The sequence below is a fragment of the Mahella australiensis 50-1 BON genome (genome assembly GCF_000213255.1).
GTDB classification, from domain to species: domain Bacteria; phylum Bacillota; class Clostridia; order Mahellales; family Mahellaceae; genus Mahella; species Mahella australiensis.
The window spans coordinates 2,853,219-2,865,568 of record NC_015520.1; the positions used below are offsets into that span (position 1 = coordinate 2,853,219).

The 12,350-nt window shown below is 41.5% G+C and carries 10 protein-coding genes; all 10 read right to left on the reverse strand.

Annotation, left to right across the window (positions count from 1 at the left end):
* Positions 1 to 35: 35 nt before the first annotated feature.
* Complete coding sequence (locus MAHAU_RS13350; RefSeq protein WP_013782251.1) at positions 36 to 935, reverse strand: carbohydrate ABC transporter permease; 900 nt, start codon at positions 933 to 935, stop codon at positions 36 to 38.
* A gap of 13 nt (positions 936 to 948) precedes the next feature.
* Positions 949 to 1,896 carry an ABC transporter permease gene (locus MAHAU_RS13355; protein WP_013782252.1) on the reverse strand — a complete coding sequence of 316 codons (948 nt, stop codon included), beginning with the start codon at positions 1,894 to 1,896 and terminating at the stop codon, positions 949 to 951.
* Positions 1,897 to 2,011: 115 nt separating this feature from the next.
* Positions 2,012 to 3,697 carry a sensor histidine kinase gene (locus tag MAHAU_RS15205; RefSeq protein WP_013782253.1) on the reverse strand — a complete coding sequence of 562 codons (1,686 nt, stop codon included), beginning with the start codon at positions 3,695 to 3,697 and terminating at the stop codon, positions 2,012 to 2,014.
* Positions 3,698 to 3,712: 15 nt separating this feature from the next.
* Entirely contained in the window at positions 3,713 to 5,320 is a 1,608-nt protein-coding gene (locus MAHAU_RS13365) for a response regulator (RefSeq protein WP_013782254.1), read from the reverse strand.
* Positions 5,321 to 5,420: 100 nt separating this feature from the next.
* Complete coding sequence (locus MAHAU_RS13370) at positions 5,421 to 6,527, reverse strand: DUF4432 family protein (RefSeq protein ID WP_148258440.1); 1,107 nt, start codon at positions 6,525 to 6,527, stop codon at positions 5,421 to 5,423.
* A 74-nt stretch (positions 6,528 to 6,601) separates the two neighbouring features.
* On the reverse strand, positions 6,602 to 7,624 hold the full coding sequence (locus MAHAU_RS13375; protein WP_013782256.1) for a uroporphyrinogen decarboxylase family protein: 1,023 nt from the start codon (positions 7,622 to 7,624) through the stop codon (positions 6,602 to 6,604).
* A gap of 140 nt (positions 7,625 to 7,764) precedes the next feature.
* A complete protein-coding gene (locus MAHAU_RS13380) occupies positions 7,765 to 9,120 on the reverse strand; it encodes an L-fucose isomerase (protein WP_013782257.1) in 1,356 nt (451 codons plus the stop codon).
* A 40-nt stretch (positions 9,121 to 9,160) separates the two neighbouring features.
* Positions 9,161 to 10,009: a carbohydrate ABC transporter permease gene (locus MAHAU_RS13385; protein ID WP_013782258.1), complete on the reverse strand. Its 849-nt coding sequence runs from the start codon at positions 10,007 to 10,009 to the stop codon at positions 9,161 to 9,163.
* An 8-nt stretch (positions 10,010 to 10,017) separates the two neighbouring features.
* The gene (locus MAHAU_RS13390; RefSeq protein ID WP_013782259.1) at positions 10,018 to 10,917 is read right to left on the reverse strand and encodes a carbohydrate ABC transporter permease; all 900 of its coding nucleotides are present in this window, start codon (positions 10,915 to 10,917) and stop codon (positions 10,018 to 10,020) included.
* Between the two features lie 68 nt (positions 10,918 to 10,985).
* The gene (locus MAHAU_RS13395) at positions 10,986 to 12,302 is read right to left on the reverse strand and encodes an ABC transporter substrate-binding protein (RefSeq protein WP_013782260.1); all 1,317 of its coding nucleotides are present in this window, start codon (positions 12,300 to 12,302) and stop codon (positions 10,986 to 10,988) included.
* Positions 12,303 to 12,350: the final 48 nt, after the last annotated feature.

Below are 12,350 nucleotides of genomic sequence, written 5' to 3' on the forward strand. Positions count from 1 at the left end.
CACCGCTTATGGCAGCGTATTATCCAAAAGAACACCTATTCCTTTACGGCGCCTATCATGACGCCTTTTATGAAATACTTTTGCAAAAACGGATAAACGATTATTATAGGTAAAGTAGTGATCACAACCTGCGCGGCTTTAATGGCCTCCGGCGTTGACCTTATCTGTACGTTATTTACATTGAGCCCCATTTCCTGGGCCTCCTGCATCATCTTGGCTATGCGCTCGCTCTCCTTGAGAAGCTGCATGAGTATATACTGCAGCGTATAAAGCCGCGTTTTAGTCACAAAATAAAGGGTCGTAGTCCAATCATTCCAATGAGCCACAGCCGTCCATAATGTGATGGTGGCCACTATAGGCATTGACAGCGGCAAAATGATCCTGGCCAGTATAACGAATTCATTAGCACCGTCCAGCCTTGCCGATTCCTTAAGGCTGTCCGGTATTGTGTTCAAATACGTCCGTATGATGATCATATTATAAAAGCTGAATGCCGTCGGCAATATATAAACCAGAAAATTGTTTAACAATCCTATTTTTGAGTACAAAAGATACTGCGGTATCAAACCGCCATTGAAAAACATAGGTATTATCAAAAACATCAGCAATCCGTTTCTGCCCCACAGATCCTTCTTGGTAAAGACATAGGCAGCCGTGAACTGCACAAACAATGCCACAACCGTGCCCGAAAGCACCCTCAAAACCGATATTACTGCAGCTCGTGTCAGCGAATTGTCGCTTAAAAGCACTCTAAAATTTTCCAACGTGGGCTTCCTTGGGAATATCGTTATCCCGCCCATTGCGGTGTCAAGGCCGTCATTGAATGCATTGGCCAATACGTTCAAATATGGGAATATCATGACGACGGCTACTATAATCATGAGAATTATATTAATGCACTTAAAAATCTTATAACCTGTGCTGGTATATGTCATTCTGCTTTCCCCCTCACCAAATCGCTATTCCGCTCAGGCGTTTTGAAATACTGTTGGATGCCGCCGTCAGCAGGAAAGCAACCAGACCCTGAACAAATCCCAATGCGGTGGATAACGAATAATTGCCTTGCTGTATGCCACTCTTAAATACAACTGTGGATATAACCTCATAGTTTATAAACGGGTTCTGCAACCCGTATATCAGCTCAAAATTGCTTGCGAACAATCCTCCCAAACGCAATATCAGCAGCAACATCGCCGTAGGCATTAAGCCGGGCAATGTTATATAGCGCGTCTGCTGCCATCTACTTGCTCCATCTATATATGCCGCTTCATAAAGCTGCGGATCTATAGACGTCAATGCAGCCAGATATATAATCGACCCCCAACCGGTTTCCTTCCATACGGTCAGTGCTAAAACGTTCGGTACAAACAAATCCTGCCGGGCCAAAAATAAAATCCTTTCAGTACCCTCTCCAAAAAGCGCCACTCTAAGATCGTTTATCGGCCCGTACGCCGCATATAATGTGCTTACAATACCTATAACGGATATCCAAGAGAGAAAATGCGGCAAATAACTCACCGTCTGTATGGTCCTTTTAAATAACCCGTCCTTTAATTCGTTCAGTAAAAGCGCCAGTATAATGGGCGCCGGAAATGCTACGACAAGTGATAGAACGCTTATAGTCAGCGTGTTCCAGATAGATTCCATTATAGCCGGTATTTCGAAGATTTCCTTTATATGTTTAAGCCCTGCCCATGGACTGCCGAACATGCCTTTGAATATATCATAATCCTTAAACGCCACTATCAGACCTGGCAGCGGCATATATGCAAAAATGAATGTGATAACCAACGCCGGCAGGAGTAAAAAATAGAAAAATCTATCTCGTTTTATTCTCTTCCATGCAGGCGTTTTTTTGATTCCTAATGCTGTTATGTTATTTTTAGATAATGCCATAAATCCTCTCCCTTTACATAAGTCAAATATAAATCCATTTGCATACTTATAGTATAAGGGAGCAGGAGGTGTTTTTCGAGATACGATTTTAATAATATGTAACGTTATTTGAACATTATGAATAGACAGAGGGAATAATAACGGTAACCGTAGTGCCTTTATTTACTGTGCTTTTGATACTTATACCGTATTCTTCACCATAATACAGCTTGGTCCTTTTTTGTACATTGCTTATGCCATAGCCACTGTAGGTATTGAGATTGGTGCCATTCAGTATATCCTCAATTCTCTCAGGCTCGATGCCGGGGCCATTATCCGATATTTCAAATATAATATCCCGCCCGACCAGCTCACCAGTTATGCGGATAGCCCCACCGCCTTCCAGACCATTCACACCGTGAAGGACAGCATTTTCCACTATCGGCTGTAAAAGTTGCTTCAATATAAGGCAGTCCAATATTGTTTCTTCAACATCTATGCTGAAAGTAAAATTGGAATCGTATGCAAACTTTTGGAGCTCAAGATATTGCCTTATCATATCGATTTCTTGAGAAACCTTCAATATATTATTTCCTTTGTTGAGTGCTATACGGTAATATCTAACCATAGAATCGATTAGGTATGCCAACCGCTGATCCGGATAAGTCCATTTGACGGCCGCAAGCGTGTTATAAAGAAAATGCGGGTTTATACTGGACTGTAATACGTCTAATTCCAATTGTTTCTTTTCGGCCTCGTATCTTATTATCTCTTTATAATACCCTTTCACCTTTTGGAGCAAACTGTAAAACCTGCTCCATATCTCCCCAAATTCATCGTCGCCCTCAAATGAAACAGCAGCGTCATCGCTAAGGGTTTCATCGAGATTTTTATCCATCTCGTATATCAGCACAGACATACGGCGTGTTAACGCCTTGGCCACTATTTCCACCAAAAAGAATATTATAAATGCCAAGGCCAGGAATATTGCTATGGTTATTATGAGAGGCCCTCTTATTTGCCCGTATACGAACGCTTTAGGTATAAAAATCCGTGCGCTGCCCACATTCTGCCCGACCTCCGCCGCTATAGTATAAAAATCTTCCGCCGCACCATCGGCAAAGTAGGCATCAGCTATCCTAAACGCTTCATCAGATGATATGCCGTTTCGTCCGACAACCGTCCTATGCGAATCGTCGGGAGCGGAATATACTATGAAACTGCCCTCGGGAATATCATATTGAAATTGCTCGGTTATTTTCTCGAAAGGCATTTTTACTTCGATAATAGCCAAAGGCGTGTTTATCGACATTATTTTCTTATATAAGATTATATAATCATCCTTATGTTCCCATAATAGAGCGTCGCCATCTGCTTTTAATATACGACTCTTTGCATCGCCTTCCATTCTTTCCGCGCCGACAATATAATCGCTGCCGTATATAAAATCCCTTAAAACATAGATAGTAAATTTACTGCCATAATTATCCGCCCTTAATGCGTCGAAGATGCTCCTCATATTCTGATATGCCGTCAATACGGATGCCAGATCATTATTGCCGGGATCGTTTGATAAAAATTCATATATCTGATAGTTGCTGCTTATATAATTCGCTTTCTGGGCAACGCTTATCAGTGCTCTATCCGCATTGTCAGCAGCTTCTTTCAAACGTTCATAGCTATCAACCACTATTTCATCGGCTCTAGTATTCCATAAACCGCTCAAATAAATCGCGCAAAAAACCGTATAGGGAATAACGGTAAATAATAAAATAGCGATGGCTAGTTTCTGCCTATACTTAATATGCGGTATTTTAAGCAATGACATCCCCCTCTATTACAATAATGCGCGTTCCTTATATTCGCTGGGGGTCAAACCGGTATATTTTTTGAACAGCAAGGAAAAATGCGATTTGTTGACATATCCGACCTGCTGGGCCACGAGATATATACGGCTGTAAGGGTCCTTAAGCAGTTCCTTGGCTTTTTCCATACGATATTCGATTAAATAATCGAATATCGTTTTACCTGTCTGACTTTTGAAAATATTATTAGCCCGAGCAGGGCTTAAGTAAACGCCTTGCGCTATATCCGCTACTGTAAGCGCTTTGCTATAATTGTTTTTTATAATTGCTTTTATATCCTCGACGATTTTGGCATTGCGCTGATCGTTTCCCGAGCCAAGATATTCCTTTACAGCCATGAATATATTATATATCCACTGCCTTATATCCACAATGGTCTCAAATCTGATCAATTTCTCCCAAATCGCAGTTTCGCTACCTAAAATATTGCTAAACGACTGCCCTTTTTGGGACAATATCATCTGCATTATGTTTACTACTGAGAAGGTAAGGCCCTTTACAAGTTCTTCCGGTTTAGTGGAGTTTTCATCGCCAAAATATTTATATATGAATTCATGTATATCATCGCTGTCGCCATAAGAAATCAGCGCTTCGACCTCCTTGTACAAATCTCCCAGATCAATGGTCTTTTCGTCCCTATTATATTGTTTTTCATCTATTTCTTCAAATGGTATAATCGGGCTTCCTCTCCAGTAAAATTTGGTTCTGAGTGCTTCGACGGATTGCCTGTATAATCGCGGGATATCCGATAAGTTATTAGAAACATCGCTTATACCTATAGTAACATTTATTCCCGGTGTTTCAACTAATATTTCATGGATAGCTACAGCAGCATCCAAAAATCCTGAACTGTTGTTATCAAACAACAGCACGGCAAACATATGGTCGGAAATCTGAACGACATATCGGCGAGGAATGTTCTGCAAGGCATAAATTGCCTTTTTGAGCGAATAAACGAGCAGGTATTGGGCAGTGATGTCCATATCGCGGATCAGGTTATCGTAATCGTTTATTTCTACGGCGAGGGCCGCGATAGCAGCCGAATCGGCCACGTTCATCTGCAAAAAGTCCATTCTTTTGCGGATATCTTCATTGCTATTGTATATCCCGAAAAGCAGTTCTCTTAAAAATTGCTCTTGAACTATAGGCAATGATTCCGCTATTTGCCGCAACATTATCTCTCTGTCTCTGTCGCGGGTATATTCCAGCTCGTATCTCCCCAGGACCTTGGCCACAGCCTTCTCCAATTCTTCAGCTATAATGGGCTTCAATACATAACCGTATACATCCAAATCTATGGCGGACCTGGCAAAATCAAAGTCGTCGTAACAGCTCATGAATATAAGCTTTATATCCGGATGGCTTTGCTTGAGCTGCTTAGCCATTTCTATACCGTCCATAATGGGCATGGCGATATCGGTCAACACGATATGCGGCTTTAGCTCTTCAATCCGATCTATCGCCTGTTTGCCGTTCGCGCAGGCGCCAATTATATTTATGCCCATCTGTTTCCAGTCTATTATTCTTTGTATGCCGTTTCGATCGCGAGGATTATCATCGACAATAAGCATATTATACATGGTTTCTCACCTCTACGTCACTGCTTGCCCACGTCGCCGCACAAACAAGGTCTTTCGATATCGCCGCTCCAACCTACCGGGTAAAGCGCTTCGACACACGCTACTCCAGAATATTTTTGATCTTTCTTCTGACATTTTCAGCCTCGTCGGGTTTTAACAGACCCGCTTCCACGTAGAAAACAATCTTTTGTCCCGCTTGCAGGATCTTTATATTGCCTTTCTCTTTTTCGGCAGTATAGCCGCCGTTCTCCGCTGTGCCGGGTAGTACGAGTCCCAAAGCATCTTCGTTCTTGGTTCTGGCTATCCATCTTATACCGTGATCCAATTCAGCCGGCCTATGACTCACATAATCAGCATAACCGTCGGGATGTACCTGCATGCTGTAAGATTTGCCTTCTTCGTCGCATAGATAATTTATGCTGAACACCACCTCAGGGTCAAACACCAATCCCGGTTTCAAAACATGATGCATTTCAGGATTCTTTTGGAGCGCATATAGGAAATTCTTAAACCCTTCCAATCCTGCGGACGGCTTGATGTGAGAAGGAATGTTTATATGCACTCTGACATCATCCGGATTACATCTAGCGCTGTAAACAATATCTCCGTAATCCACAGGACGGAAGTTTATATGCATCATATACATCAACTCCATATCGGTATTTTTCAGATTGGTTATAGCCATGGACACCGATAGGACTGCGGAATCCTCGTATAGTTTAATAAACGGTTCGGCCAGATAATTATGATTAAATGCCACGATATAATGATATTGCCCTCCGACGCCGATATACCGTCCTTTCTCATCCTCACCGACCTTTAAATACGCTGTTTCATAAGGCGCGTTGGGCAATTCCCCATGCAGCGGGTGGTTATCCTTGGCCGATGGTACTCCCATAGCCGTAGCTCCGCAGTGAAGTATAAAACCTCCGTATGTGCGAAGGTAATCCGTCGTCGGATACGGTTGGGATAACATAGACTTCATAGTCAATTCCTTGCCGTCAAAACGACAACTCCAAACCTGCTGGCCCTGGTAAGGAAGCACGATTATCTCCCCTCTGCAGTTGGTCAGCCGCAAAGCATGCACACCGGTATCGAAGATAAAGGTGCTCACCGTCATATCCCCGTTTTGAACTATCGTTTTCTCTTTTGCCATAAAATAATCTTTTTGCAAATACACCAAAGATTCATGTAACAATTCTATCATACCTCCTCTTTCCTTTAGTATCGCTCATCATAATGCGCAAAAAGCTCAACGATAGGTTAAGCATTTGCCATTTTCTAAGCTTTTACAGCATCAAAAAGGGCTTTGATATTAGCCGGATCAACATCGGGGAGAATAGCTTCGTGGCTAGGCGATATAATAAGCCCTGTGGGAAATATACGCTTCAATTCCAGTACTTTGGTTCTAACCTCATCTGGGTTCCCCAATACTAGCAGATTTTGCGCGTCCACACCGCCACAAAAGGCAACTTTATCCCCAAAATCCTTTTTAAGCCTGTACGGATCCATTCCATGCGCCAGTGCTTGAATAGGATGTATGGCATCCACGCCCATTTCTATAAGATCTGGTATGATATCGGCTATCGCTCCGCATGAATGATGTATCACCTTAAGGCCATAGCCTTTGGCTTGTTGTATTAATTTACGCGTGCCTGGCCATACGAATTCCCTTACGGCGGCGGGCGACAGCATCAAGCCGGTCTGGCTGCCGAAATCATTGCCTATGAGCACAGCATGCAGCTTTCCCTTAGTAGCATCATAAAATATTTCATTGGCTTCAAGATAAAAATCCGCAATTCTGTTTATTACCGCTCTGAACATCTCTGGCTCCAACTTCATCTTCATCAGCGCCGTCGACATGCCGAAAGCAGCACAGGCATCCTGAAAATGCGCAGACCATATAACGCCCAAAATAGGGTATCCTTCGGGCGCTCGATCCACAACCCTTTTACATTCCTCAGGATCGATATGTCTCGACGGATCGGGCCAATCGAAATCATCTATGCGCGACGGATCGGAATAATCCTCAAAAAAGCCTGGCGCCGTAAGCGTCCTGTCGGGAAGCTTTTCTTTGGCAAAATCCAGCGCTGTATATATTGCATTGCTTGTGGGAGAATGATACGGCATTTCCACCGCATAAATATCATCGTCGATAACGCGTTTTAACTTGTCCATGTTGTCCACATGGAAATACTCGAATAAATTATCGTAGGCATCAGGCACGGGCAAGCCAAGCCAAGAGGCAGGCCTATCTGTTTCTCTTCTCTCTATGGTAGCATAAAAACGCTCTATATGATCCATTGACATCCCCTCTTATAAAATAACGGCATCTGAATATTATGCTGTTATCGTTTTAAGTTTTGCTTGGTCTTTTATGATATGCTTATCATAACATACAATATGACTATTGTACATAATTTTTTCGTTTCGTTCCATATGCATTATACTTTCAGCACATCAATGCCGATTTCGCGCGCAAGTTCAAAAAGCTGACGGCTATGGTTACCGTATCCTATGCAATAATGGTGCTCTATACCATTATAGAATAATGTCTCGGCGATATCCTCGATATTCTTGTCAAAACGAATTTCCACGCTGGTACCGGTAAAATGGCTGCTATTTTCATCTAACGCTTTGCCTTCCATCACAAGCATACGGAAATCGGATAATCCCTTGCTGAGCCTCATGATAGTAACATTTCCGGGTTTGAGTACAAAATCATACACAAGCCCTTGTTTTCTGTTAGGGTGAACCGACGCAACCGGTTTGCATCCCGGAGCTGCCAGGCAACGAGCACCAGTGCCGCAATGCCAGAATACCGCAGAATTTTGCTCTTTATTGATTCTCACCATGTCCCCCAGATATGCGTTCTCACCGGATAGACGCGATTCGATAATCATGGATATCAACCCGTTTACATCGGCCTCGCATGCAGCCATCACCCCCAGTTCGTTGAGTTCAGATAGAGCACTGCATGCAGCTGAGCCGTAATCGTTGAAAAATCCCGGCCAACATTCAACCGCCACCCCAAGAAGATTGTGCTGTTCTACCAGCTTTTGCAGGGTGAGGTACATTTTTGCGGATTTTATGGTCTGCGAAGTTTCTATAGGAATGCCCTCAACGTCATTGCTCAATCTGTCTATAACCTCTCTGGCTTGAGCATCGGTCACCTGTTCCGCCTCGTCGAACAGCCCGTTAAGATTGTATCGCCGCACATTGACGCCCAACAGCCCGGCTAAACCCAATTCATCGACGGCACTGGGATAATAGCCTGAAGGCTGATTGCCGAATACCCCGAGAGTCGCGCCATTAAGTTCCCGCAATACGCCTATAACCCTTATATACCCTATGATTTGTGACAGCGTTTCTTTATCGTCCGGATTACCGTGTACAAACTTGAAGTTTCGCCGTATGCTGTATAATGTATTGGCGAGGAGATTTGCACCGGTCAGTGAATTGAGCCTTAACCGGCCTGTCAGAGTAGGCTCATCCACCGACCACAATATAATCGGCCCATTCCAGTTCTGAGCTACCGCAAGGGCAAATTGGCCGTCAACGAAGGTCGCCGATTGCATAATTATTACGTCAACGGCTTTATCCGCAAGCTCTTTTACCGCCGCAGCCGCCTGAGTCGTATCGCTTGCCGATTTCCCATCCCATACGAGGTTGATGCCGGCCTTCTTCAGTTCATCGGCCGTTTTGACACATGCTTCATCCGCTGCCACAGTATCAAAAGTCAGCCGCACCAATGGTAGATAACCTACCCTAATATGTTCAATAGAGTCTGTTTTACTCAAATGATTCATCCCCTTTTATTATCATAATTTGTTTATAGTTTTATCCCTTTACTGCACCAGCTGTTAAACCAGCAATAATCCCTTTCTGGAATAACAATACAACCAATACAATGGGGACTGTTGCCACAATAGAAGCTGCTGCCATATCACCCCATGGTACAGTAAACTGTCCTGGAAACATAGAAATAGCAACCGGTACAGTTCTCATGTTATCCCTAGTAACCAAAGTTAATGCAAACATCAATTCATTCCATGCAGTAATGAAAGTAATTATAGCTGTAGTAAACAAGCCAGGACCCATTAATGGAATAATAATCCTAATAACCGATTGAAAGCGCGTACACCCATCTACCATAGCCGCTTCCTCTAATTCGACTGGTATTTTTGTTAAAAACGCATTTAGAGTCCAAATAGCCATCGGAATAGTAATTATTATACTTGGAATAATTAAACCTGTATAGGTATTAATCAAACCAAGATTCTTAAAAAGGACATATAAGGGCGTAACTACCGCTATTATTGGGAACATATTAGCAGCTAAAATAAAATTCGCCCAAAAGTTTTTGAACTTAAAATTTAGTCGAACAAATGCATATGAAGCCGGTAGTGCAATTACTATGGTTATTATCATGGTTCCGCCCGCAACTATAACACTATTCTTAAGATATATGCCAAAATGGTGGTTGACAAATACATTTCTATAAAATTGTAAATTAAAACGTGATGGCCACAGTTCAGTAGGCGTCATATTAATATCTGCTGGATGCTTTAATGAAGTAATTATTTGCCAATAAAAAGGAAAAACGATAATAACAATAAAAAGTATTGTTAACATATCACCGAGCAGTTTATTTATCGAAAATTTTATACCTAATTTTGTTGATGACATAGCAAAATTCACTCCTTCGGCTTCAATACTGATATATAAAAAATACTGAAGATCAGAATTATAATGAAAACAATACTAGACATAGCTGAACCTAATCCGAAGTTTAAATCTCCAAATAAATATTTATAAGCCATTAACACCAAAGTGCTGGTAGAGTTTGCAGGTCCACCACCTGTCATACCATAAACAATATCAAAAATCCTAACCGCACCCATCGTTCTGAACAATAACACAACCAAAAGCACTGGTTGTATATTGGGTAGTGTAATGCTGAAAAACTGTCGTATTTTTCCTGCTCCATCAACCTCTGCAGATTCATATAACTCAACCGGAATAACCTCTAATCCAGCTAAAAGCATTAAAGCTACATAAGGAAACTGTTTCCATGTATCTGCTATAACTACCGCAAACATAGCCCAATTTTTATCAGCTAGCCATGTAATATTAGAATCGATCACATTTAAGGTAATTAAAATCTGATTGATGACGCTCAACTGATCGTTGAACATATACGAAAACATATATGATATAATAATACCTGGAATCGCCCATGGAATTAATACAGCGGTACGGACAACACCGACGACCCTTGTTACTTTATTCATCATAAACGCGCCGATGAAACCTACAATTAATTCTAATGCCACTGACATTACCGTAAAGCGCATTGTATTCCACAAGCTATAATAAAAATTCTGATCCTTAAACAATGTTATATAATTTTCTAGACCAATAAAATGGATGTCTTGGGGATCTGTCAATAAATAATGCTGAAAACTATATAAAAAACTATTTATGATCGGTATTACACCTATAAGGGTGATTAAAATCACAGCTGGCGAAATCAATATATATGCTGTTATGTTATTTCTAACCTCCGCCGTTATTCTTATTCTACGATTCCACATTTAGCCTCCCCTTCATTCTGAGTTGACAACCAACCCTTGATGAGGATTGGTTGTCAATAAAATTATTTCTATTGTTTTGCGTAAGCCGCTTCTAATTCCTTTGTCATTTGTGCCAGTGCTTCCTCATATGGCATTTCTAACATTAAGGCTTTATGCAAATAAATTTGCATAATAGAAGAAATAGCAGGGTAATCAGGTACTTGAGGTCTAGGTTTAGCTTGCTCAGTAGCTGGCATTACACTTTTTAGATACGGCAATGCCTGTTGTACATCGTTATCATCATAAACAGTCTTAAGCGTTGGGAAAGTCGATGCCATAATCGTACGATTCTTCTGTGCAGTTTCATCGCTTATAAACTTAGCAAAAAGAAGAGCTGCATCCTTATTATCTGTATGGGAATTAATGGCTATATTCCATCCGCCTAATGTACCACTGGATTCTTCCCCTTTAGGTCCGATCGGCAACGGTGCAACACCAACTTTACCTTTTACTTTAGAAGTATCGGCCTGAGAAGGTGCATAAGCATATGTCCAATTCCTCATAAACAATGCCTTACCCTCTTCAAAAATCGCTCTACTATCATCCGGTTTATGGGTTAAAACCCCTTCTGGAGAAATGTCATCGTCTATCAAAGAACGCATAAATTTTAACGCTTCAACGCTATTAGGAGAATTGATTACAAACTTACCATTTACAAAATCGTTTCCCCCGTTTTGCTTTATAAATTCTAAAGCATTACAAACCACCGGCTCCCCTTGAAAAGCTTGGTATATGAACCCATATTCTATGCCGTTCTTACCTATATTAGCTTTGCTCATCTCGACCAATTCATCCCATGTTTTAGGTGGCTCTTTAATAATATCGCTACGATAATACAATAATCCAACATCTGTATAGTCAGGAAATCCGTATGCCTTATCATTGAAATAACAAGTAGAAAGGGGACCAGCTACGTATTTATCCTTCATAGCCTCAAGATCTTGAGTAACATCTAAAAGCCATCCTGCAGAAGCAAATTGCGACAACCAGATAATATCCGTACTGAATACATCAGGATCAGTATCGCTCGCTGCCAAGGGGGCCATAATACCTTTTTTTACATCATCAGAATTACCCGGTAGTTGTTGAAAATCTACTTCGATATTGGGATAAAGTTTTTTGAATTCTTCTACATTTTTCTTAACAGCTCCTGTAGTATCATTACCTGCGACAAATGTAATTTTTCCGCCGACTTGAGTTGAAGTATCCTCAACAGTGTTTCCAGAAGAACTAGACACAGGGGCTTCGGAATCGTTGCTCGTGCTACTACAGCCTGTAAGAGTTGCAAATAACAACATAACCACGCATAATAAAATACTTACCACCTTTAAGACATGTTTTACCATAATTTTCCCTCCTTTTTCAATATTCTAAGATCAAAAGTACTGTTAATA